15 protein-coding genes and 1 pseudogene are annotated in these 24,327 nt (G+C 43.7%); 10 read left to right on the top strand and 6 right to left on the bottom strand.

Annotated features, from left to right (window positions below; translation table 11 throughout):
* Positions 1 to 113 precede the first annotated feature (113 nt).
* The 5 genes from AAA970_RS09995 (at position 114) to AAA970_RS09975 (ending at position 7,073) form a co-directional block, all read left to right on the top strand.
* Entirely contained in the window at positions 114 to 782 is a 669-nt protein-coding gene (locus tag AAA970_RS09995; RefSeq protein ID WP_479531369.1) for an outer membrane beta-barrel protein, read from the top strand.
* 498 nt (positions 783 to 1,280) lie between these two features.
* Positions 1,281 to 2,075, top strand: coding sequence for a thymidylate synthase (locus tag AAA970_RS09990; RefSeq protein ID WP_053405481.1), 795 nt, complete (start codon positions 1,281 to 1,283; stop codon positions 2,073 to 2,075).
* Between the two features lie 1,284 nt (positions 2,076 to 3,359).
* Complete coding sequence (pyk, locus tag AAA970_RS09985) at positions 3,360 to 4,802, top strand: pyruvate kinase (protein ID WP_338237012.1); 1,443 nt, start codon at positions 3,360 to 3,362, stop codon at positions 4,800 to 4,802.
* Between the two features lie 343 nt (positions 4,803 to 5,145).
* A complete protein-coding gene (locus AAA970_RS09980; protein ID WP_338237011.1) occupies positions 5,146 to 6,345 on the top strand; it encodes an aspartate aminotransferase family protein in 1,200 nt (399 codons plus the stop codon).
* An 80-nt stretch (positions 6,346 to 6,425) separates the two neighbouring features.
* Positions 6,426 to 7,073, top strand: coding sequence for a class I SAM-dependent methyltransferase (locus tag AAA970_RS09975; RefSeq protein ID WP_338237010.1), 648 nt, complete (start codon positions 6,426 to 6,428; stop codon positions 7,071 to 7,073).
* Positions 7,074 to 7,139: 66 nt separating this feature from the next.
* Here AAA970_RS09975 and AAA970_RS09970 read toward each other — a convergent pair whose 3' ends face one another.
* A complete protein-coding gene (locus AAA970_RS09970; protein WP_053405477.1) occupies positions 7,140 to 7,430 on the bottom strand; it encodes a hypothetical protein in 291 nt (96 codons plus the stop codon).
* A 409-nt stretch (positions 7,431 to 7,839) separates the two neighbouring features.
* On the opposite strand from AAA970_RS09970, the gene AAA970_RS09965 reads away from it, so the two are divergent.
* Positions 7,840 to 10,296 carry a carboxypeptidase-like regulatory domain-containing protein gene (locus AAA970_RS09965; protein WP_338237009.1) on the top strand — a complete coding sequence of 819 codons (2,457 nt, stop codon included), beginning with the start codon at positions 7,840 to 7,842 and terminating at the stop codon, positions 10,294 to 10,296.
* Positions 10,297 to 10,451: 155 nt separating this feature from the next.
* Positions 10,452 to 11,081, top strand: coding sequence for an NAD(P)H-dependent oxidoreductase (locus AAA970_RS09960; protein ID WP_338237008.1), 630 nt, complete (start codon positions 10,452 to 10,454; stop codon positions 11,079 to 11,081).
* 299 nt (positions 11,082 to 11,380) lie between these two features.
* On the opposite strand, the gene AAA970_RS09955 is transcribed toward AAA970_RS09960, so the two are convergent.
* The 5 genes and pseudogenes from AAA970_RS09955 to AAA970_RS09935 all read right to left on the bottom strand — a co-directional run bounded on the left by AAA970_RS09955 (position 11,381) and on the right by AAA970_RS09935 (position 16,404).
* A complete protein-coding gene (locus AAA970_RS09955) occupies positions 11,381 to 12,775 on the bottom strand; it encodes a voltage-gated chloride channel family protein (protein ID WP_338237007.1) in 1,395 nt (464 codons plus the stop codon).
* Positions 12,776 to 12,778: 3 nt separating this feature from the next.
* A complete protein-coding gene (locus tag AAA970_RS09950; RefSeq protein WP_338237006.1) occupies positions 12,779 to 13,216 on the bottom strand; it encodes a hypothetical protein in 438 nt (145 codons plus the stop codon).
* An 802-nt stretch (positions 13,217 to 14,018) separates the two neighbouring features.
* The gene (locus AAA970_RS09945) at positions 14,019 to 14,369 is read right to left on the bottom strand and encodes a PD-(D/E)XK nuclease domain-containing protein (RefSeq protein ID WP_338237716.1); all 351 of its coding nucleotides are present in this window, start codon (positions 14,367 to 14,369) and stop codon (positions 14,019 to 14,021) included.
* Positions 14,370 to 14,969: 600 nt separating this feature from the next.
* A pseudogene (locus AAA970_RS09940) lies at positions 14,970 to 15,446 on the bottom strand (AAA family ATPase); the annotation flags it as partial.
* 364 nt (positions 15,447 to 15,810) lie between these two features.
* Positions 15,811 to 16,404, bottom strand: a complete 594-nt coding sequence (locus AAA970_RS09935; protein ID WP_338237005.1) for an acyl carrier protein phosphodiesterase — start codon at positions 16,402 to 16,404, stop codon at positions 15,811 to 15,813.
* 137 nt (positions 16,405 to 16,541) lie between these two features.
* Here AAA970_RS09935 and AAA970_RS09930 point away from each other — a divergent pair, with 137 nt between their 5' ends.
* From AAA970_RS09930 to AAA970_RS09920, 3 genes are all read left to right on the top strand, one after another.
* Positions 16,542 to 18,449, top strand: coding sequence for an AAA domain-containing protein (locus AAA970_RS09930; protein WP_338237004.1), 1,908 nt, complete (start codon positions 16,542 to 16,544; stop codon positions 18,447 to 18,449).
* A gap of 518 nt (positions 18,450 to 18,967) precedes the next feature.
* Positions 18,968 to 23,344 carry a PAS domain S-box protein gene (locus AAA970_RS09925; protein WP_338237003.1) on the top strand — a complete coding sequence of 1,459 codons (4,377 nt, stop codon included), beginning with the start codon at positions 18,968 to 18,970 and terminating at the stop codon, positions 23,342 to 23,344.
* Between the two features lie 136 nt (positions 23,345 to 23,480).
* Positions 23,481 to 24,248 (top strand): DUF5020 family protein, encoded by a 768-nt coding sequence (locus AAA970_RS09920; protein WP_060686754.1) that lies wholly within the window; start codon positions 23,481 to 23,483, stop codon positions 24,246 to 24,248.
* Positions 24,249 to 24,327 lie beyond the last annotated feature (79 nt).

Here is a 24,327-nt window from a genome sequence, read left to right as displayed (position 1 = left end):
AGTCTCAGCATATTGTTTTTAAGATGAATTTTTCATTTTTGTAGTCATAAATGAATGTTATGCTGAGAATTAAATCCCCTATCTACCTATCAATTCTTCTTACTGTAAGCTGTGTGTTCTTACTGCAGCAGGCTAATGGTCAGCGAATTGGGCTTAAAGCAGGCGCCGTGGTGGGTAATGCCTATGCCGTGGATGCCGATAATCTACGGACCTTTACCGATCCTAACTTTGGCTTTATTGCGGGATTGGGCTATGAGCAGCAATTTTGGCGGTATTTTATTTGGAATGCCAGCGTGGATTATCAGCAGCAGGGATTTCATTATTATCAAAAAGATGATCGGCTGACGATGAAAATGGGCGTATTGAATGTCCCGGTTAATTTTGGTTTTCGGGTAGAGACCAGTCAGCGAACTTCCGTTTTTCTTCATTTGGGCTTTTATGGACAATTTCACTTGCATGGCAAGGACGAACAAGGCAATGCCCTGCAATGGGGAGGAACATTGGAGAGCTTTCAACCCTGGGACATGGGTTTTAATTTTGGTGCCGGAGGTGATTATGGTCCCTGGCGATTGGGTTTATATTATCAAACAGGCTTTCGGGATTTAGATAATCAGGAAGAATATACCCTGAAGCAATACAATTATCAGTTGGTGCTGTCTTACTTTTTTGGAACTTCCAGAAGAGATGGTTTACCAAAAGTATTGAGACGTCAGCCCGGAAAGCAACGGAAACGCGACTGGGCAAAGCCCAATCGCAAGAATCCAAATCATCAGATGTATTGATAAACCTGTGACGCCGAAGTCCGCATCGGTGACTAAGGAAATAACTCAGGTCTGGGGAGATAAATGAATGAAGCCTCATTTGAGTTTTATAGATTAGACCGAGTTTTTAACCGTTAAATTTAGTGTCTAGTTGTAAATAATCCGTTATTAATGGTTTGTGTTGGGTTCGCTGATTTTTAATATTCCAAATTCGTTTTAGCTTTCTTTCACTTCATTCATCTGCATCGTTAGGGTAAACTCGAAATAGGAAAAATGCCTTCATATTACCGCCTTGCCTCTCTCTCCTTCTGCTGCTTCCCTGGGAAAACTCGAAAAAGTAAACTATTCTTTCCTTAGTCCCGCCATGCTGTCAGGGAAAGATATTAACATGAAATAAACCGGCTTAAGTTGAATTCCCGCATTGTTTGCCATTGGCATTTTGGCTAAATTGCTTAGAATTTAGGGAATTTTTATTCAAAATGGAGGCGTTTGGCACTCCTTTTTAATTGATTAACAGGCATGAAGCAATATCTGGATTTGATGCAGGACATCCTAGACAATGGGGTGAAGAAAGAAGACCGTACCGGAACCGGAACGATCAGTGTTTTTGGAAGACAAATGCGCTTTAATTTAGCAGAGGGTTTCCCTTTGTGTACCACCAAAAAGCTACATCTTCGTTCGATCATTCATGAACTATTGTGGTTCCTGAAAGGGGAAACCAATATTGCATACTTGAAAGAAAATAAAGTACGTATTTGGGACGAATGGGCGGATGAAAACGGGAATTTGGGACCGGTATATGGTGCGCAATGGCGCTCATGGCCCACCGCTGACGGTCGTACTGTTGACCAGATTGTGCAGGTGCTCGATCAGTTGAAAAACAACCCGGATTCCCGCCGAATGATTGTCAATGCCTGGAATGTAGGGGAGATTGAAAAAATGGCCCTCCCACCATGCCATACCATGTTTCAATTTTATGTAGCAGACAATAAATTGTCCTGCCAGTTGTACCAGCGTTCAGCAGATTTCTTCTTAGGTGTTCCTTTTAATATCGCCTCCTATGCTTTGTTGACCATGATGATGGCGCAAGTTACCGGGCTGGAACTCGGAGAATTTGTTCATACCTTCGGTGATACACATTTATATTTGAATCATTTGGAGCAGGCGGAATTGCAATTGTCCCGTGAGCCACGAGCTTTACCGAAGATGAAAATTAATCCGGAGGTAAAAGATCTTTTTGATTTTAAATTCGAGGATTTCGAGTTGACTGATTATAATCCGCATCCGCATATCAAAGCAGAGGTTTCTGTTTAACCGTTAATGACAAAACCGGGGAAAGATTCGTTTAGGAGGATAATGGATTGCCCTTGCGGGATCATTGTCCTTTTAAATTGATCACCATTTATTTCGATTTATTCACCGCCAAATGCATGGTCCCGTACAAGAGGCTTAATTTTAGTTTGTTTCAGGTGATTTTCTTAAGCTTCAATAGCCCAAATTTGGCTGCGCTTGCTTTCTCCTCATTTACCTGTTTCGTTGGAAATAACTCGAAATAGGGGATTCTTCTTTCATTTTTCTTATTCTGAGTTTTTGCGAAGCAAGTAGATTTAACCCGAATTATTCACCGCTATATTCATTAATAAGCACAAGTATGTTATTTGCAGGTCATTACAATTTATTTTCTTTGAGTTGTAATAACCCAATTTTAGCAAGCTTGCTTTCTCCCCATTTACCTGTTTCGTTGGAAATAACTCGAAAGAGGAAACTATTCCTTCATTTTTTCCGCCTTACCGCTAAACGAGGATTTAAGCATAAATAAACCGGTTTAAGAAGGGGGAGGCTAGCTCACGGATGTTGGGGCTATTAAAAAAAATAGCAAATCCATTCATAACGCACCGCAAAGAATTGGATGATAGGTTTGTTGGGGGCTGTTGGTGAAAAATTGCGGCTTGCTTGCCCTCCATACCATCGGCCAAGACCTCTTTTTTGTAAATGCAAGTGATTCAAAATAGGGGAGCTGCTGAGCATGTAAATTTTAGAGAATGGTCGCACGATAGGGAGACGTTGCTCATAAATAATTCAGCGTCCTTCCATTATGATTAAATCCTTCCCACAAATTCCGGTATTCAATATCTGTGTAAAGGCAATAGTTTCCTGTTTTCTGCTGAGTCGGGGCTTTTTTTATTAAAAGTTAAAATCGTGGAAGGGCAGCCTTCTATCCTCCTGATCCATTTTATTGTTGCATATTGATACTTTCCTCAAACGTTTGTTATAAATCGTCCCTCTTCCTAAAATACCCAGAATACTCCAATTATTTCAGATTTCACTGGCAAGCCTTTTTTTATACAAGTTATGGTGGCATTCGTCATATTAGCAAAATAGAGGCTTATATAAATTCAGCAGGGAATATTTGATATTCTGCCATTGTATCGGGAAGTTTCCATTATATTTTACCTTTTTGCTAACTATCCCCTACCGTTTTTGTAAATAATGTAATTGTTTATTTGCCCTGAATGGGATATGACTTAAGTCATATTAGGGGCTGGGCGGATTGCCTACCTTTGAATGCATTATTTAGAATAAAACAACAAGACTAAGATGTCCATTTCGACAAAGCGTACGAAGATCGTTGCGACCGTAGGTCCTTCCAGTAACACTAAAGAAATGTTATTACAATTTGCCGTAGCAGGGGTGAATGTAATGCGTTTGAATTTTTCTCATGGCACGCATGAGGATCACTTGAAAGTGATCAATCACATCCGTGAAATCAACAAAGAATTCAACTTCAACATTTCCATCCTTCAGGATTTACAAGGCCCAAAAATCCGTGTTGGGATGATGAAGGATAACGGTCAGCCTATCGAGACTGGACAGGATCTGATCATCACTACTGAGGAGTGCGAAGGTACCAGTGAAAAGGTATCTACCGTTTACCAAAATTTTGCAAAAGATGTAAAAGTCGGAGAGAAAGTTTTGATGGACGATGGCCGTATCCAGTTGTTGGTAAAAGCAATTGATGGCAAAGAAGTATTGACTGAAGTATTGGTAGGTGGATTGTTGAAATCCCGTAAGGGAATCAACCTACCGGATACCAACATTTCTGAGCCAGCTTTGACGCATAAAGATTTAATTGACCTTGAGTTCGGTTTGGAGCAGAATGTAGACATCATTGCCTTGTCTTTCGTTCGAAATGCTTCTGATGTAGAATTCTTGCGTACGAAGATTCAGGAAGCGGGTCGTACATGTCGTATCATTTCTAAAATTGAGCGTCCGGAAGCATTGGTGCATATCGATAAAATCATCAAATCATCTGATGCGATTATGGTTGCCCGTGGTGATTTGGCGATCGAAACCAATGCCGCTGAGGTACCATTGGTACAGAAGTCTATCATCAAGAAGTGTCACCAAATGGCGCGTCCGGTAGTAGTGGCGACTCAGATGTTGGAGTCTATGGTCAAAAGCCCGATTGCTACACGTGCAGAGACCAATGATGTGGCGAATGCCGTTATGGACGGGGCAGATGGCGTAATGCTTTCTGAAGAGTCTGCAGCTGGTCAGTTCCCATTGGATGCCGTAAAGACTATGGCCGATATCTGCCGCACCGTAGAGCTTTCCGCTCAGTATGAGTATGATCGTGATCACGAAGTGGCGAAAGATTCTGCTCATTTCATGGCGAAAGAAGTGGTTCGTACAGGTACGATTCTGGCAAGCTCGATCGGCGCAAAAGCCATCATTGGTAACACCACTTCCGGTTTCACTGCAACGAATATCTCTCGTTACAGACCAAAGGCGAAGATCTTCATCTTTACTAACGATAAGTCAGTTTCTACTCAGTTGAACCTGATCTGGGGTGTTCAGCCATTCTTGTTGCCAAAAACTTTCAGCACCCTTCGCGGATTGCACGAGCATGAAGAGAAGACTTTGTTGAATGAAGGCGTATTGGAAGTAGGAGATTCCGTTGTTCACGTGTCTTCCTTCCCAATGGACGGCGTTCACCGCACTAATATGTTGAAGTGCGCAACTATCGAAGAGAATAAATAATTCAAAATATTATTGAAAATAAGGAGCTTCTGATTCAGGAGTTCCTTTTTTTATTTTGGGGCAAGCCTGCGCTACACTCCGGCCCGGGCTATCAGCCTCGCTATTTTTGTCGGATTTTTAATCTGAAGACGCAGACGGTACTTGCCTGCCATATTTCAATGAGCATTCTTCAATGGTGGGACTCAAAAATGAGCTCATGCAAGCCTTCTATCCCTTTGCCAATTATTCCCTGCCCTTCATCCCTTTCTCCTTCATTTTCTGTTATTTCTTTTTTCAAAAGCGCATCACTTATATCGCTTTTCTTGGTAAATTTGTGCCTTCAAGGGTCTATTCCTAAGGTTTTATGAACAAAAGTAATCGAGATATTTTCTTTGAGCATCAGGCTCAGACTTCCCCTTTTCCGCTGGGTATTGAGATCGAAAGGGCAGAGGGTGTATACATGTATGATGCCGAAGGCAAGTCCTATATGGATCTGATTTCGGCTATATCAGTTAATAATCTGGGGCATCGCCATCCTAAAGTAATTCAGGCCATTAAGGATCAGATTGATAAGTATCTGTTCGTGATGGTTTATGGGGAAATGGTGCAAAAACCGCAGGTGGAGCTGACTAAAAGCTTGTTATCAGTTTTGCCGGAGCAGCTGAACTGTACCTATTTCGTAAATTCCGGAACGGAGGCCAATGAGGCAGCTCTGAAATTGGCCAAACGCTATACGGGGCGTACTGAATTGGTGAGTTTTAATCGTTCCTACCATGGAAATACCCATGGCTCTTTAAGTGTTTCGGGTAACGAGGTGAAGAAAAACGCTTTTCGTCCCATGTTACCTGAGGTACGTTTCATCGACTTCAATGTGGAAGAAGACCTGCAAAAGATTACCACCAAAACTGCCGGTGTAATTGTAGAGCCTATTCAGGGAGATGCAGGTGTCCGGATTCCTTCCATCGCATATATGCAGGCGTTGCGAAAAAGGTGTGATGAAGTGGGCGCCATCCTGATTTTTGATGAAATCCAGACGGGCTTTGGCCGTACGGGTAAGTTTTTCGCCTTTGAACACTTTGGCGTTGTGCCGGATGTGCTGACCATGGCCAAGGGAATGGCCGGTGGGATGGCGATGGGCTGCTTCGTTTCTTCTCAGGAAAAAATGAAAGTGCTTTCGCATGATCCTATACTGGGGCATATCACCACCTTTGGAGGACAACCTGTTTGCTGTGCGGCCGCAAATGCCGTCGTGAATGTTTTGAAGGAAGAAAACCTGATCGAAGCTTCCGAGGCGAAGGGGCAACTCATTGAAGACTTGTTAAAGTCGCATCCGGCCGTAAAAGAAATTCGCCGGAAAGGATTGATGTTCGCCATTGATATGGAAAGCTTTGATTTGGTGAACCGGGTAGTGACCAAATGTATTGAGCGAGGGATGATCACCTATTGGTTTTTGTCCACGCCAACAGCTTTTCGATTGGCTCCACCTTTAGTCATTACAGAGGAAGAAATTCGCGAGGCTTGTCGCGTAATACTGGAAGTGATTGAAGAGGAATGGCAGAAATAGGCCAAAAAGATATTTATTTGAGGGTTTAGCCATGGAATTAACCGTGGCTTGCCTATTTTTAAGGATTGAATTTTATTTTTATGTCGATCATTAAGAAAATCCTTAGAACTAATCGATTCAGTGCCGCTGCATTGAATATATATTTTTTAAACCGTTTTTATTTAAAGCCTAAAGGCTGGACGGAAAGCCGTTTTTTAGGGCAGTCGATTAACGGTGAAGGGGATCCAATTCCATGGTTCACTTACCCCATGATTCATTTTTTATCCAATCGAATCACCAAAGAACATCGTGTTTTTGAATTTGGTATGGGCAATTCCACCCGTTGGTTTGCTGCTCGTTCAAAAGAGGTGGTGGCGGTAGATCATGATAAAGGCTATTTTAATTTCATCTCCCCAAAATTGGAACAGTTACCCAACGTAAAGTGTGCTTTGCGGGAGGATGTGAGAGAAGGATATCCCAATTATCTATCCGGGCAGGAGGAAGACTTCGATATTATTGTGGTCGATGGACGCAATAGAAACAAATGTGCTGAAAAAGCATTGAAATCGCTTTCGGCGCGGGGTGTAATAATTTGGGATAATGCGGAGCGGGAGGAATACCAAAAGGGCATTGCTCATTTGCGGGAGGCAGGGTTCAAACAACTTGATTTTTCCGGTCATGCACCTATTAATTTCCAGGAATGTGTTACTTCCATTTTTTATAGGGCGAATAACTGTTTGGATATTTAGCGATTGTTGAAATCGCTAAATTTGAATTTGCTTCAGATGGATGGGGTTTAAGCTTGATAGGAGCCACTAATTCAAGTTTTGCATTTCCGCAAAACTAAGCAATAGTTCATGATCCATTCGGGCTTTATATTTAGCCAAAGAACATCTACAATCCCCTTCTGGCAATTGCGCCACCATGCTCTCGTTAATGAAATTGACGACGATATTGGAGGTGTTACGCCATGGCGTATTTAAATTAATGATCACCGCTTTTGAATTGTTGGGGTGAGTTTCAATGCTCTGAATTAAAGCAGCTCCCGCGAGATCGGTGAAATAATACTCTGCTAAAATGTTTTGCTGAATTTCGTTAAGCTCCATGACTGATCAAATATGTTCATGAAAAGTTGATAAAAAATATTGTTTTATAAAAATTACGCAAGATCTCTTTAAGTAAGTTTTTACTCAAAGTTAATTTTTTGTTAACCCAGATAAGGGGTTTAAGCGTGGTAATATGGTTCAGATAACTGAATTTAGCTTCAAAATACAAAATGCCAAACTACATGGAGAAGCTAGGGTACTGTTTCTTGATGTGCGGTTTCGATATTTTTTATTCATTTTTTGTATTTTTTTTGGAACTAAAATCCTCTTTTTGAAAAGCTTCAGTTTAGTCCTTCCTGTTTTTTTCTATTATTTTCTTTCCTGTAATAGGGGGATTCCACTCCTCAGGCATCCTATAGTTGAAAAGATCTTTGCCGATTGTTTTCCAACTGAGGTAATCAATAAATAGATGAAGAAGGATAAATCTGATCCCCATTATGCGATGGTGAACGGGGTCTGCTGTGCCCAAATTTTACGACTGCTGTTACTTTTAGTATTGTTTTCACCGCTTCCTAGCCATGCGGAAAAATCCATGCTTAAATTGAAAGGCTTGGTGCTGGATCTTGATACCGGGGAGCCATTGCTATTTGCCACTATTTCTATTCGGAATGCCTATGGTGTAGGGTGTCAAACCGATTTGGAAGGGAAATTTGAATTACTATATGATGAGCAATACCTTTCCGAATCTCTGGTAATTCAATTTGTGGGTTATGAAACGCTATGTATGCCTGTGGAGGAAGCAGCGGCTGAGGAAGTATTTTACCTGAAAGAGCATCAAAAGGTATTATCCGAGGTAGTGATTGAAGCAGGAGAGAACCCCGCTTTTGAATTTATCCGAAAACATCAGGCCAGCTATCAGCTGCAACAAAAAGCTCAGGAAGGGTCCTGGCAGAGCCAGGTAGAGGTGAGTTGGTGGGCCAGCCCGGAGAAGCAATGGATGCAAAAAGATTTGGATCGCTATGGGGTAGTGGGAGTCGATGGAAAGCAGGCTATTCCGGTGGTTTCTGCGGAATATGAGGTGGAAAAGGTTTATGCTGAAGGCCGGATGACGGAAAATCATTATCAAAATGTCAAGCAGATGGCGCTGGGCTTCGATGCCCGGGGAATATTCGGACAGTTATTGGTGAATCCGGATTTACTGATCCACGATTTGATGTGTAACCAGCTGGTGGTGATCGACAAGAATTTCCCTTCTCCTTTTTCTCTTCGATTTGCGGCCTATTTTGATTGGGATTTGAAGGATAACCCCATCGAAGAAGACGGACAGCATGTTTGGATGATTCATTTTGAGCCAAGATCTAAAAGTCAGCAGGGCTTTGAGGGAGATTTGTACTTTAATACCAGTGATAGCACTTTGGTCAAGGTAAACATGAAAATGGCCAAAAGAGCGTCCCAAAATTTTTGGTCGGATTTTGCACTTACTCAATATTGGCAACCGGATGAAAAGGGAGAAAACTGGCCTGCCATTACCCAATATCATCAAAGCCTGGAAGATGTACCGCTTTATGGACAGGTAAAGGCATATTACAAGATTCAGGAAGGGGCCATGAGAAAAAATGCGGAAGAAATTTTAAGTAACCCGCCGTTGGCTGAGGTTCCCCAGGGAAATTCCATTCAGCTTTTGGAAGAAATGAATCAAAAATCGCGGGCAGCCCATTTTAATCGTTCCATTAACATAGCTGCCAGCGGATATTGGGAAACGCCAAAATGGGATGTTGGTCATGCGATGAATTATCTGATATTGAATGATCTGGAAGGCTACCGACTTTCCGTCAGCGGGCTTTCAGACCGGCTATGGGCGGATCATATTTGGGTAAAAAGTGGAATAGGTTTTGGTCTTGAAGATGAAAAGTGGAAATATCAGGTCGCTGGAAAATGGTTAATCAATCCTCAGCAGCGACAGATTTTGTCCATCAATACGCAGTACGATTTGATTCCGGTATCCAGCATCGGCTTCGAAAGTGAAATGTTGGAAGCCGATTACCACTTAGCACAAATTGGAGCGCTTAGTGAAAAAATGCCTTTTTATCAAAATAAATCGGAGGTGAGCCTGTCTCAGGGCTTTCGAAGAGACTGGACGATTACTGTGGGTGGAGAATGGATGGATTTAAGAAATGCCAATCAATTTCTAGGAAAGGAAGCCATGACGGCAGGCCATTTCGCTAGCCGGTCAGCAAAAATGGAAGTGCGGTGGTCTTTCAAAGACCGAAGCGCTTACAATAAGAATTATCGCTTGCTAAGAAAAGGCGGACAGCCCTTTCCGGAAGTGAAGTTGGGGGTGAAAGCAGGATTTGTCCATGATCAGCAACAGGAACAGGCTTTTCAGCAACTGTATTTACAGCTGGATCATCAGTTTGCTCCGCTATTCTCGAAATGGGGGCAGACTTCCTACCGCTTGAATGCCGGTAAAGTGCTGGGAAATGTTCCTTTTCCCTACCTGAAGATGCATCAGGGGATTGGCGGACCCGTCTATGCTTTTGGAAGTCATCAGTTGATGAATAGCTTCGAGTTTACTTCCGATCAGTATGTGGAATTATTTGTGCAGCATTTTTTCGGAGGAGCCCTCATGTCCAAAGTGCCGGGATTGGCCTGGCTGCATGAACAGACTGGTGCGGGCATCATGATGGATTTTGAAATGGCTTATGGTACGCTCTCTCGGGCAAATGCCCAATATAATGAAGTCTTTTTAACGGAGGGGCAGCCACTGAACAGCTTGGGTAGGCATCCCTATATGGCCGCAGGGGTAGGAGTACATAATATATTTAAGTTTTTCTTTGTGGAATATTGGCACCGCTTGTCTTACCAGCAAATGTCCTATGGCTCCAATGATCAGGCTTTGAAGGTTGGATTGGTGATTAGTCTTTAAGGTATTACCAATTTCTAGTAGCATTAAGGCGAACGATGTAGCAATTTATTATACTGTAGAAGATAATGTCTAATTTGAGGGATTTTCCTTGTCCTAAAGTTTATACTATTCGTAGAGAAAGCTGAAAGCTTTTTTAAACTTAATCCCCTCACTTCATGGGATTAATCGAAAATCTCAACTGGCGATACGCCACCAAAAAATTTGATGCCTCCAAAAAAATCAGTTCGCAGGATCTGGATACCATACTGGAAGCGGTCCGGCTGTCGGCCATTTCTTATGGATTGCAGTTGTATAAAATTTTGGTGATTGAGGATGCGGAGCTTCGGGCTAAATTGCAACCGGCAGCCTGGAATCAATCGCAGATTGTGGATGCCAGCCAATTGATCGTTTTTTGTAATTACAGTTCAGTGAAGGCGGAGCATATTGATGAATACCTGCGGCTCAAAGCGGATACACAAGGAATGAAGTTGGAGGATCTGAAAGCTTATGGTGATTTTATGAAAAGCAAGCTGGGAGAATTTTCTCCCGAAGCCCAAGGAGTTTGGACTGCCCGGCAAACTTATATTGCTTTGGGCTATTTATTGAATGCTTGTGCAGCACTTCGTATAGATGCCTGCCCGATGGAAGGTTTTGAGCCGGAGAAATTCAATGAGATTTTAGGCTTGCAGGAACGGGGGCTTAATGCTTCCGTGATTGCCACTATTGGTTATCGTTCGGAGGAAGATCCAACCGCAGGAGCGCCTAAAGTCAGGAAGTCGAAAGCGGATCTTTTTGAAATAATCTAGTATCAGAGGTCATAGTGCCTAGCATGCTGCACATTTGATAAAAAAACAAAAGCGCCTTCGGTTTCCGAAGGCGCTTTTGCATTTCTTTAACTAAAGGTCACCACTAAATTTATGAACTAAGCGCATTGGTTTATTTTTAGCTTATTATAATTTATTTTCTTTGATTTATAATAGCCCAAAATTGGGTAAGCTTGCTTTCTCCTCATTCTTCTGCTTCGTTGGGAAAAACTCGAAATAGGAAAAATTCCTTCATTTTTCCGCCTTATAGCTATTTGAGGTTTTCGGATGAATATTCCGGCTTAATCCATTCGATCTTCCTTTGGGGGTTTCAAATGTTTTCCCTGCTTTCGCAACTCACCAAGATTTTCCTGAATATGTTCTTTACTGCCAATGTGTTTAGGTACAGCCACTTTTTGAGAAGCATAAATGCCGGTATGTCCGGAGAAATAATAGGCGGTATAACAGGCAATGGCGAAGTATAATAAGTATTCCGATCCAAAAAGCTCAACGCCCATGATCGTACAGGCTAATGGGGTGTTGGTCGCTGCGGCAAATACGCCAATGAATCCTAAGGCGGCAAATAAGGCTACTGGTGCATCTAACAATCCCGCCATAGTATTACCCAGGGTAGCCCCAACAAAGAATAACGGTGTTACCTCTCCACCCTTAAAACCTGAGCCCAGCGTAATGGCCGTCAGCACCAGCTTGGTGATCCAGGAATACCATTCGGCTCCGCCTTCCTGAAAGGCCGTATTGATCCCAACACCACCTTCTCGATAAGCTTTCACCCCAATTCCGATGTAATCGTAATTTCCTAAAAGGTTAACGGCGATGATCACCACTACTCCTCCGATCACCGGAATCAGGTAAGGGTTTTTTACTTTTGCCTTCAGGGTATCTTTCACTTTATGAGTAAGCTCACCAAAAAGGTAGCCTGCCAGACCAAAGGCCATTCCGGCAATGATGATTTTCCCAATGATCAGGCTGATGTCCAGGTAGTGCAGGTTTTCATTGAACTGCACCGAAATTTTATCCGTAATATTGATCAGCTTGTTATGACTGTGATGTGTTCCCCAGGCGGTAGTGACAAAATTACCAATCACCGAGGCGAATAATGCCGGAATAATTGCATTGAATTTGATCTTTCCGATAGTCAGTACCTCTAAAGCGAAAATGGCTCCTGTAAAAGGAGTTCCGAAGATGGAACCAAAACCGGCAGCCACCCCCGCAGTCAAAATTAATCGGGTATCATCTTCATCCAGCTTCAATAAATTTCCTAATTGCTGTGCAGTAGCTCCGCCAATCTGCACAGCAGTACCCTCACGGCCGGCAGATCCACCAAACAAATGGGTGATGACGGTGGAAAATAAAACAAATGGACTCATCCGTCCCGGTACGCCACCTCCCGGTTTGTGAATTTCATCCATGATCAGGTTGTTCCCCCCTTCAGCGTTTTTCCCAAATTTGCGGTAAACCCATACGATGGCCACTCCTGCCAGGGGTAAGAGGTAAATGATCCAGGCATGTTGCTCATAGGTGGAGATTCTGAAATCTGTAGCCTTCCCCAATAGCCAAAGGAAAAAAGCATTCAATGAACCGACCACGATCGCCAGGGGCGTAATGATAGCAATCCATTTAGCCAGTTGCCGAAGTTGGTGTCTGAGATTACGGGAAAAAGGTAAATTGATCTTCATGCTTTATTTTTTATAGCCCTTGAAATGTTTGCCTAAAAAGAGCAGCACCTCTTTATAATGCGTGTGTTTTTGAGGATTCAGGCGGATCATCTTATTTGGAAAAGCAATGATTAACTCTTTAAACGGCTTGCCTTTCACTTCAATATCGGATTCCAGCCAAAGCTTCATTTCCGTGGAAGGAAATACGGTCTTTTGTAATCCGAACAAACGGGTTTCCTCAAATTCTTTTTTGATGAAGGTATAGCTTTTCATTTCCATCAGGAAGCGCACTGTACTGACTATGGATAATGCAAAGGCAAAAGCCGTTGATATCAGCCATAACAAGGAAACCTCCGGGCTGTTGGCGACGTGGTAGAAATTATATAAAAACGCACTGTAGCTGACCAAAACCAGCAGAGAAAGGGTCCAGCGCAAACCCGATTTAGGATATACTTTAATCATATTATTAAATGAGGCGGGGGAGTAGCGTTCCCCTTCATACTTTGAATCCTGCAAATTTAAGCATTCGTCATGAATGTGGGTAGGATTAGGGGCATAGTTTAAGCCGGATTATTCAAACTTAAATCTTCATTTAGCCGGCAGGCGGGAAATATGAAAGAATTTTTCTTGTTTGGAGTTTTTGATAAGGAGGCAGACATGCCTTTTTCACAAAACTACAAATTATTGGAAAGATTCAGTTCCCAATGAAGATCGATTTGATTTGAGTGCTGGTTTATTAGAAAGGTTACTATCTTTTACAATATTGATTTTATAGTACAATATCTTCCACATCAACAGTTCGGCCTTGATCAATTGGCGGTAGCCATGGGTTCTGCTGTCGAAGAGAAGTCATCACAGCGTTATTTCTACAATATTTTTTTCTATTCGCTCCAATCATCAAATAACGCCTTGATGGATTCCGGCAGCAGGTTCGGTGGCTCGCCAGAATTGATCACAGCCTTGATTTTTTTTTCGTTTTTTATCAAGAAAAAATGAAAAAAAACGATTGATTATTAAATATAATGGTTGAATGGCTGATTTAGCTTTTTATGAAAAAGCCCTAAGGAGGCAGATGAATGAAAAGCAACCAAGTTTACCCCAATTTGGACTATTTTAAAAATCAGAAAAATAATATTGTCCTGTTGGTGAGTGGGTTAGGTTGATTTTCAAGATCTAAAGGTGAATAATTCGGCTTAAAGAAGGCGATGTTAGCGTTGTAGGCCTAAATTTCTTTTAATGATTGGATAGCAGGAATTGGTAAATTTTATTTGATTAATTCCCAATCAAAAACATCTACATTTTTTTGCTCGCTATTAAAGTGAATCCCAATTAGATAAATCGACAGACCCTGGCCTAAATAGGGTTCATGATAGCCACGGTCTTTAATTTGCCTCAGCGCCTCTTCCGGGTTTTTGGCATCCACCTTAAATTCAATCACATAAATGGATTGACCAGTGTCAATAACTAAACCCGCCCGCCCCTGAGCAGAAGCCTCTTCTGCATTGATGCGAAATCCAATGGACCGGAAATAGGTGTAAGCCACAGCGGCATAATACCCTTCCTGCTTTTGCAATTGGTTGCCCGTATAATTTTGATGGGCAATGGAACTGAACATGGTCCGAAGGGAAGTTTCCAGTAGCTCCATATCCTGAAAAAGGAGTGCTTCAGCAGCAGTAATTCTTTTATGAAGGTGCTCATCATCCAGTTGGCTGAGCACCCGAAAGAATAAACTGTTCAGGGAGTCTGCAATTTCCATATTCGGAATGCGCATTTGATAGACAATCCGGACCCCAACAGTCACTTCCCGCTCAATGGTAAGGTAGCCCGCCTGAAAAAGTAGCACTTCTAGCTTTATGTTTTCTACGTCAAATGCACCCAATTGCTCTTCGGTGATCCGACTTTTGCCTACCTGAGGGAGATCATAACTTCCAGTCTGTAACAGTTTGATCAGGAAATTGGTCTGCCCGGTCTGCCACCAATAGTTTTTGAATTTATGTCCCCCATCCAGAAACTGTAAGATATCAAATGGATTGTAAACGGAGTTCCCCAGGAAGTTATAGCCATTGTACCATTCCCGGACTTTTTCCATATCTGCTCCGTCAAACAAATTCCCGAACTGTTGGAGTAATTCTTCATGGGTAAATCCCACAATGGTGGCATACTTTGGGTTCAGTGATATGTCCGTATAATTATTCGCTCCGGAGAATAAGTCCATTTTCCCAAATTTGGTGATGCCCGTCATCAGGGAGAATTGGAGGTGATCATCGCTGCTTTTAATGGCACTGTAAAAATCTCTTAAAGCATCCCGCATGATTATGGGAAGCTCCTCCTTGTCCAAAGTGTTCTGAATGGGTTTATCATATTCATCAATCAGCAAAACGGCCTTGGCTTTGAATTTCTTTTCGAGGCTGATGAGGAAATGACGTAGCGTGGCGTTTAAGGTAGGGCGCTCTATGTCCTGAAAATCAAAGCCAAATCGTTCAGCATTGGCCCGGATAATTAAGAGTAATTCTTGTTCCAGGGCCGCTCTGCTGGAGTTATCAATACCACTCAGGTCAAAGCGGACCACCGGAAACTGCTTACTCCAGTCCCATTGGTCATAAATCCAAAGCCCCTTGAACAATTCCTGCTTACCAGAAAAAATGGCGTCAATAGTAGAAAGTAACATCGATTTACCAAACCTTCTGGGACGTGAAAGAAATAACCCTCTGAAGAGATTAGATTATGAATTTCTTCCGTTTTGTCCACATACAGGAAATTGGTTTTACTGTCGCGAAGTTTAGAGAACGTCTGTATGCCTAAGGGTAATTTCAGTGGATCCATTGGTTGATGAGCGCTTATAACAAAGATACAAGGAAGGGAGGAATTTACAATAGGGGTAAATGCTGCGCTGATTTATTTACTTGCAGAGAAGTAGTGGTATAAATAGCGCCTTTTTAGGTAATTCAGATATCCGGACGAGAATAGTAAATCCGCCCGCCCAAGAAAGTGACTATTCCATCCCGGTTTGCAGGGCAAGGGCCTGACTCCAAGGGGAAAGAACACCCCAATCAGCATTAGCCTTCCGCCTGCGCCAGTCTTTTTTCATCGCTGGCCTGCGTGAGCTCCTGATAGAACTCATTAAAGAGGCCATGGAGTTGTTCACCATGTGCTTTCAGGTCTTCATATGCGCGATTCATTTGGTTTTCATGACGTACCCGGCTGCTAATACCGGCAAGCGCTTGAGCGATTCCAACCTCAGTGGCATAGGTGAGTAGCCAATTGTCCCGGCTCATATAATAATAGATATGGCTGGCCCGTTCGGGCAAATGTTCCTCATGATCGGCGATATAGGCATATGCTTTTTGAGTGTAGGATTCCAAAGATTCCCCTTCCCACTGTTCAAAGTTGGCCGCCAGAAAATGGTCAAAGAACATATCCATCACCACGCCTGACCAGTGGCCATGCCGGTGGCGGATCAGTTGCTTGGCTTCCAGTACAAGGGGATGGGTGTCCGTGAAGTGATCGATGAAACGATGCAGGAGCACCCCATTTTTGATCTCTTCAGGATATAGCATGTAGTTTTTTCCTTTGACAAAATCTCCCATGAAGTTGCCCGTGAGTAGTGCGGGTTGATGGTGGGACAGCTGCAGATGAGCGAGGTAATTCATGTAGTATGGAATGGTGAGTCGGCAATCTAAACTTTTTACGCTAATAGTTTGTCCGTAGCTTGGGCTTTTTCATGTAATTGCTTGCGGCGCTACCTGCAAATTAGCGATCTTGTCCGCCGAAAATTAATTCCTATAAAATGTCCGACGCTACAAAGAAAGCCATACGCTACACTGCTGAATTGTTGAAAAAAGAAAAGGAGGAAGATCTGCGCCTGTTTAAGCAGCAGGTGATGGAGACCTCTATTGATAAGAAGCGCAAGGATGGTGTGTGCTGGTATCCAATCCAGCTAAACAAGCATTTTTATGGGACAGGGGAACGCTTGGTCATTGAAGTGGAGCGTACGAAAGGATTGGAACTGAACCATCAATTTTCTTCGGGGAAATCGGCAGGCATTTTTGTGAATGTGAATGGGCAGGCCGGGAAGCATTGGCTGCAGGGGGTGATTCAATATGTGCGGGAAGATTTGGCGCGCATCGTGGTGCAGGAGGATGAACTGCCGGACTGGATTCATGATGGGCATTTGGGTTTGCAGCTGATGTTTGAGGAGACTACCTATCGGGAAATGGAGCGTGCGCTAAGGATTGTGGAGAATGCCAGTGGCCGGGCGGCGGAATTGCGGGAAGTACTCATTGGTCCGAAGTTGGCCAGTTTTCGGGAGGCTTACCCGGAGCAATTGCCACAGCTGAATCCTTCACAAAATAATGCGCTGCATAAGATCATGACGGCAGAAGAGGTAGCGATAGTGCATGGCCCTCCGGGCACCGGGAAGACCACCACTTTAGTATATGCGATCCGACAGGTTTGTAAGAAAGAAAAGCAGGTACTGGTTTGTGCACCTTCCAATGCGGCCGTGGATTTGCTGACCAATAAGCTGGACGAAATGGGGCATCAGGTGTTACGCCTGGGGCATCCCGCCCGGGTGACCGAGGCTTCTATGCATCATACGTTGGATATGCAGATAGTGGAGCATCATGCCTATGGGGATTTGAAGCAAGTCAAGAAGCAGCGGGAAGAATATTTGCGACTGGCCGGGAAATATAAGCGTAACTTTGGGCCGGAAGAACGGGCGCAAAGAACAAGATTGTATCAGGAAGCCAGCAGACTGGGCGATGAGGCCCGTATGCTGGAAAATTATATAACAGATGATCTGATGGCCCGTGCCCAGGTGATTACCTGTACGTTGGTGGGGGCATCACATCAGTTGCTGCGTGATAAAACTTTTAAGACGGTCTTCATCGATGAGGCTGGGCAGTCTTTGGAACCGGCGAGTTGGATTCCGATCCTGAAAGCCCGCCGGGTGGTGTTGGCAGGGGATCATTTTCAGTTGCCTCCCACCATTAAATCTTTGGAGGCGGCAAGGGAAGGCCTGTCCACCACCTTATTTGAAAAGGCCATTAATGGTAATGAGGCTGATGAGATGCTGACCATTCAATATCGCATGCATGAGCAGATCATGGGTTATTCCAATCAGCAATTTTACAAGGGCCGATTGAAAGCACACCCCACGGTGCGCCACCATCAGTGGGAAGGTTTAGCACCAATGCTTTGGGTGGATACGGCCGGGGCAGCTTATTTCGAGCAGCAAAAGGCGGATAGCCGGAGTAGTTTTAACCCACAAGAGGGAAGGGTATTGCTGGACTATCTCCAACGTTTAGCAGAAATGCCGCATGAGGAATTGCCTTCGGTGGGTATTATCGCACCTTATAAAGCGCAGGTGGAATGGTTGCGTGCCGAGATTGATGGGGAATGGAAAGAACACCCCTGGTACCGACAGATCAGTGTGAATACCGTGGATGCTTTTCAGGGACAGGAGCGGGATATTTTGTTGATGAGCATGGTGCGTTCCAATGGGGATTATAAAATAGGATTCCTGCAGGATCAGCGTCGGATGAACGTCGCCATGACCCGTGCACGGAAACATTTATGGATGATCGGAGACAGTGCTACGCTATCGTCCGATACTTTCTTTGATGGATTGCTGGCTTATGTTCAAGAGATTGGAGGATACCAATCGGTGTTTGATCCGGAGTATTTTGATGGCTAGGCTGCTTCAGGAGCCTGTCAGACCATCAGTGATTTCCTTAAATCCACCTAATTTTATTCCGACAACTTATTTCCAAAAGAGGCCAATTTGTACATAAATGCTATTTGTCAAGGGTTTGACAGGAGCCTTCTTGAGTTTTAAGCCGGATTTTCATGCTTTAATCCTCGTTTAGCTGCAAGGCGGGAAAAATGAAGGAATAGTTTTCTATTTAGAGTTTTTTCCAACGAAACAGAGGAATGAGGAGAAAGCAAACTTGCCCAAATTGGGGCTATTAAAAAATCAGTCGACACGAATGAAATGTGCTGATAGTTAGCTGATTAAAGCGAGTAACTTAATCTGGTAGTAAATAATTCGGGTTAAAATGAGTCTACCATTAATATTTAGCATGAATAATCCGGCTTAGCATGCCTTAATGAGCCTGGGGATTCAGCTTCTTTTAGGATAATTTTGAGTAATGGCCCATAAATGATATCTTTCAAAAAATAGCAATTGTGCTAATTTGACAGAGCTTTTAACACATGGGCATTAAACAGAAAATCATTCTATTGGTGGTCACCATCGTCATCTTGGGAATCAGCGCCCTGACCTGGGGGATCAATAGCATGACCCGAAAATATACCGCCGAGTCCTCCATGTTTTTGGCAACGCAGATCTCAAAGCGTTATGCATTCAACATAGAAGAGATGCTCAGCTTATCATTGCATAAAGCGGACTTGTTGCAGGAGGTTTTTGAAGAAATTCAGAACAACTCCGATCGTCCCCGAAGACTGATGAATACCATATTGGAAAAGTCCGTTAGGGATGATGAAACCGTCTTTGGTGCCTGGACCATATGGGAGCCTAATGCCGTGGATGGTAAAGACGCCCGTCATACCGAAAGCTTTGGCTCCGATGCGAATGGGCGTTTCTGTCCTTATTTTCATGAAGCCGGGGATTCTATCATTATGGAATTGCCCAATGAAGATCCGGATACTTCTTTGTGGTACCTTCAGCCTAAGCTGGTGGGGATGCCCATGGTATTGAATCCCTATTGGTTCGAAGTATCCGGAAAACAAACCTTATTGGTTTCTGCCGTAATTCCCATAAAAGATGAACTGGGAGAATTCGAGGGAGTAATCGGGATTGATGTAGAACTTAAGCGGTTGCAGGAAAGGATTGAGGAGATGGGAGAGTTTGTCACCGGACGTGCCATGCTGGTGGGCAATGACGGAACCATCGTGGCGGACTCGGATCCCTCTCAAATTGGCATCCGCTTGCAGTCCTATGAGGAACGCCTGATTGATCCCATGGTGGTTTATCAGGGCGGGGAATTGGACCGATTGGTGGAGATGGATGGCCAAAAGACCTATCAGTTTTATACTCCTATCAAAATGGGCTATGGAGAAAATCCCTGGTCATTCGTATTGTTGATGCCCGAGGAAAGGGTCTTAGGCTTGTCAAAAAGAATTACAGCCCGGATATTGTTTTGGTGTTTGATAGGGGTGGTGTTTCTAATCGTTGGCTTGGTAGTGATGATCAATCAAATGGTGAGCCCCATGATCATCATCTCCAAAATGATGCGGGACATGGCCTCAGGAAAAGAGCCGGATGCCCATAAATTAGATCTGGGGAGTAAAAAACGCAGTGATGAGGTTGGGGATATGATGGAGTCTTTTGGTGTGCTGGCCCATGCCGTTCAGGAGAAGCTGGTGGCGGAGGAAGAATTGATTACCGCTTTTGAAAGCCTGGAACAGTCGAATCAACAAGTCACAACCTTAAATAATCAGCTGGAAAAGCGGGTAGAGGAAAGGACGCAGGCTTTACAGGATATCCTTCATGATTTAGAAGAGAAAAATGATGAGCTGCAGGAGAATAAAGAGCACCTGGAACAGGAGATGAAGATGCGCGAGCATGCGCAGCAGGAATTGCGAACCAGTGAAAAGCGCTATCGAACCCTGGTAGATAATGCATTAGTGGGGGTGTTTCGCCTCAATGAAGAAGGGGATTTTCAATTCCTTAATGATGCAGTGGCGACCCTGTGTGGTTATGCCACCACGGAGGAATTAATGGACGAGCAGCCCTGCTTTTATTGTATTTGGGTGAAAGGCGAGCGATCTGTAGACTTCCAGCAGGAACTGAAAGCAGAGGGCGAAGTCAAGAACTTTCAGGTGGAGATCTTTACCCGCGCTGGGGAAATCCGATATCTCATGCTAAATGCCACCTTGCAGGATGACATAATTGAGGGGATGTTGGTGGATAATACAGATACCAAAGTCGCCCTGAATAAGCTGAGAGAAAATGATCAGACCCTGCGCTTGTCCTTGAAAATTAATAATACCAGTGCCTGGGAATGGGATATTGCTTCCGGACAATTGAGCGTCACGCCGAATTTTTATGAGGTATTTGATTTTCTTCCGGAGGAATTTGATCATCAGGCCGCTTCCTTAGCCAAATTCTTTGTTGAAAATGATCATATGTTTGCTCAGGCGCAGGGCGAAGATTTGGCAACGAAATACTCAGAGGAAGAGTGGGAGCAATACGACTTTGAGGAGCGTACCTTTAAGATTCTCACCAAAAATGGAGAAGAAAGGTTTATTTTAGGGAATGAGCGGGGTATCCTCAAAAATGGAAGAAAGGTGCTATTGGGAACCTTTCAGGATGTGACCGCCAAGAAGTTAGTGGATATCAGGCTGAGACAGTACCGGAAGATTATCTCCACGGCCCATGAGATCATGGCGCTATTGGATGAAAACGGCTGTGTCGTCCGAACCAATAAGGCTTTCCGCTCGGCCGTAGGCAAAGAATACTTTGAGATTGAAGGGCGATATATCCGAGATGTTATCCCATCCCTGGAGGATAAGCATATGCGGATTCTTACACAATTTCGTCAGGGAGATTATGAAAAGACCGAAATACAAGATTGGTTCGTGCTCCATGATGGCTCCCGGCTATTTTTCAGTGTTCGGTTGCTGCCCGTATTTTCTGAAGATGGACAATATGAGGGACTTACCCTTTCCGCCCGTGATGTCACCGATATCCGATTAACGCAGGAGCGGATGGAACGGATTCTGGATTCAGTGGACAACGGGGTTTTTGAGCTCAATTATAATGAAGAGCAATTTTTCTATTCCGAGAACGTGTTTAATATGCTGGGTTATCACCCCGGGGAGTTTAAGAACTTTCAGCGGGAGGTGGTAGATTTGGTACATCCGGATGATGTGGAATTTTTTAAATCCAGAGTCAAGCAATTTATGTTTGGGCAACGCTCCCGTTTGGATGTAGAGATGCGCATGCGTACTGCCTGGGATACCTACAAACCAATCCTGATGCGGGCAGTGGATTATGAGCGGGATAGTGAGGGCAAAGCCATAAAGGTAATTGGTACAGTGACGGACATTACGGAACTGAAGCAAAAGGAGTACGATCTGAAGGCGGCCAAGGATGCTGCCGAACAGGCCAATAAAGCCAAGTCAGAGTTCCTGGCCAATATGTCTCATGAAATTCGTACCCCGATGAATGCTGTTATCGGCTTTACGGAACTATTGGAGGGGCAGATTACCGATAGTCGCCATAAGGGCTATCTGCAATCGATCAAAGCGGGCTCCAAAAGCCTGATGACACTGATCAATGATATTCTGGACCTTTCGAAGATTGAAGCCGGCCGTATGGAAATCGAGTATGAGTCCGTTAATCCTTTTGGCTTTTTTAAAGAGATCCAGCAAATATTTGAGGTGCGTATTGCTCAAAAGCAATTGGACTTTTTGATTGATGTGGATGGAGATTTACCTCCAAGTCTGATGATGGATGAGGTACGTTTGCGGCAGGTGATTTTCAACCTGATTGGAAATGCCGTGAAATTTACCGATCAGGGTTTCGTGAAATTATTGGTGAGCCGGGTGGCAGGGAAATCCGAAGGAACCGTGGGAATGGAAATAGCAGTTCAGGATACAGGTATAGGTATTCCCGAAGATCAGCAGGATTTGGTCTTTAAGGCTTTCCGACAGCAGCAGGGGCAGAGTACCAGGAAATACGGGGGAACCGGCCTTGGGCTTTCTATTTCCCGCCGATTGGTCAATATGATGGGGGGAGAAATGCGCCTGAGCTCAAAGGAAGGAGAGGGCTCCACCTTTACCATCTTTCTTCCGGATGTGAAGATAGGTGATGAACTAAAAATGAATCATCGAATCCCGGAAGAGCTGGGGCGTGGTATTATTTTCGAAACCTCTAAGGTATTGGTGGTTGATGATATTGATATTAACCGGGTACTCATTTTGGAGAGCCTGAAGAATACCGCCATTAAATTGTTGGAGGCCCGAAATGGATTAGAGGCCGTAGAGATGACCCGCCAACACCATCCTGATCTGGTATTGATGGACATCCGAATGCCTAAGATGGATGGCTATGAAGCGACTCGCATAATAAAGGGCGATCCTGATGTGGGGCACATTCCGGTGGTGGCGCTGACGGCCTCCGTGATGCAGGAAGACCAGAATAAAGTTTTTGAGGCTGGCTGTGACGGCTTGTTGCGTAAACCGATTAGTGCGGATGTGCTAATGCAGGAAATGGCGCAATACCTTCCTCATCAGTTAGAGGAATTAATAGAGGAAGAGACTTCAGCATCCTCTCAAAATGGAGCCCTTTTTTCATTGTCCCATTTATCTGAGGAACAAAAGCAGGAGTTTTTTAAAGTGATCCGTCAGGAGGTGAAACCGCTTTGGCAGCGAGTGGATGAAGACCTGATGTCTGATGATGTGGAGACTTTAGGAGGTTTGCTTCAGGCAGTGGCCAAAGAGTATAAACTGGATATTTTTCAGGCTACCGGAGATCAGTTATTAGAAGACCTGGCTAGTTTTGAATTGGACAGGATGGAACAGGGTGTGAAGAATTTTGGGATAATATTAAATAAAATGAAGTAAGCGTTAGAGAGCAATTGACATATATCATGTCTTGTTATGAATTTTTAATTTTATTCTCACTTTCCTGATCTAGGCGATAGTTTTTGGCAATTTTACAGTTTACTTTTGCTGCGTTTTTAGTAAAAGTAAACTTAAAATGAAGAAACGTTTTACCCCATTTATGGTTCTTTTCGCTCTTATGGCGATCTTCTTTGTTCAGGAAGTAAAAGCACAGAACGTTCAGCTGCACTACGATTTTAATCGCAGTCGCCCATTGAATAGTGATCAGGCACAAAACTATGGTGCACCGGTTTTCACTTCTACTTTTGAGTATTTTAAAGCCACTGAAAAGGGTGAATCCTTTATGTTTGCCGATGTGGATTACCGTAACACCAAAGATGGTGGTGCTGGTTTGTTTTATTGGGAAATTTCGCACAAGTTTTATTTGAATGAGAACAAGTTGAACTTGCATGTCGAGTATGACGATGGTTTTGCTACCTTTGCTGATGGTTCAGGGCAATTTCCGATCAAGCGTGCAGCGCTATTGGGGGTTGGGCACCCATTTGTGATTGGCGATTTGTTCCTTCATGCTACTGTGATGTACAAGTACCACCCACGCGCTTATACCAAGGCCGATGGACAGTTTACCGCCGTTTGGTTCTGGCCATTGTTCAAAGGAAAAGTGATGTTCAATGGTTTCTTAGATCTTTGGTCAGAAGATCGTAACTTTGTTGGAGATGGTGAGGATATCGGGAAGCAGGCCGTTTTCTTGGCAGAGCCACAGATCTGGTACAATGTAACCGATAATTTTGCCGTAGGAGGTGAAGTGGAGGTGTCCATGAACTTTGCAGAATACAATCCTGCTTTCAATGGCATGAACAAGTGGATGGTCAATCCTACTGTAGCGGTCAAATACACTTTTTAATTTATTGCATCAATCAACCTTTAAATAGCCTATTATTATTACTAAAATTCCCATTAGGGAATGGGAGGATATTTTCCTG

It is taken from the genome of Persicobacter diffluens (assembly GCF_036244895.1).
Lineage (GTDB): Bacteria > Bacteroidota > Bacteroidia > Cytophagales > Cyclobacteriaceae > Persicobacter > Persicobacter diffluens.
Note: the sequence above shows the minus strand (reverse complement) of the source record. Positions and strands in the feature narration are given on the sequence as shown.

Bases quoted from the DNA above. Each gene is read 5' to 3' on its own strand.
- AAA970_RS09975 (WP_338237010.1), top strand. From the start codon at position 6,426: ATGTCGATCATTAAGAAAATCCTTAGAACTAATCGATTCAGTGCCGCT.
- AAA970_RS09980 (WP_338237011.1), top strand. From the start codon at position 5,146: ATGAACAAAAGTAATCGAGATATTTTCTTTGAGCATCAGGCTCAGACT.
- AAA970_RS09955 (WP_338237007.1), bottom strand. From the start codon at position 12,775: ATGAAGATCAATTTACCTTTTTCCCGTAATCTCAGACACCAACTTCGG.
- AAA970_RS09990 (WP_053405481.1), top strand. From the start codon at position 1,281: ATGAAGCAATATCTGGATTTGATGCAGGACATCCTAGACAATGGGGTG.
- AAA970_RS09960 (WP_338237008.1), top strand. From the start codon at position 10,452: ATGGGATTAATCGAAAATCTCAACTGGCGATACGCCACCAAAAAATTT.
- AAA970_RS09920 (WP_060686754.1), top strand. From the start codon at position 23,481: ATGAAGAAACGTTTTACCCCATTTATGGTTCTTTTCGCTCTTATGGCG.
- AAA970_RS09965 (WP_338237009.1), top strand. From the start codon at position 7,840: ATGAAGAAGGATAAATCTGATCCCCATTATGCGATGGTGAACGGGGTC.
- AAA970_RS09930 (WP_338237004.1), top strand. From the start codon at position 16,542: ATGTCCGACGCTACAAAGAAAGCCATACGCTACACTGCTGAATTGTTG.
- AAA970_RS09935 (WP_338237005.1), bottom strand. From the start codon at position 16,404: ATGAATTACCTCGCTCATCTGCAGCTGTCCCACCATCAACCCGCACTA.
- AAA970_RS09925 (WP_338237003.1), top strand. From the start codon at position 18,968: ATGGGCATTAAACAGAAAATCATTCTATTGGTGGTCACCATCGTCATC.
- AAA970_RS09945 (WP_338237716.1), bottom strand. From the start codon at position 14,369: ATGTTCAGTTCCATTGCCCATCAAAATTATACGGGCAACCAATTGCAA.
- AAA970_RS09950 (WP_338237006.1), bottom strand. From the start codon at position 13,216: ATGATTAAAGTATATCCTAAATCGGGTTTGCGCTGGACCCTTTCTCTG.
- AAA970_RS09970 (WP_053405477.1), bottom strand. From the start codon at position 7,430: ATGGAGCTTAACGAAATTCAGCAAAACATTTTAGCAGAGTATTATTTC.
- pyk (WP_338237012.1), top strand. From the start codon at position 3,360: ATGTCCATTTCGACAAAGCGTACGAAGATCGTTGCGACCGTAGGTCCT.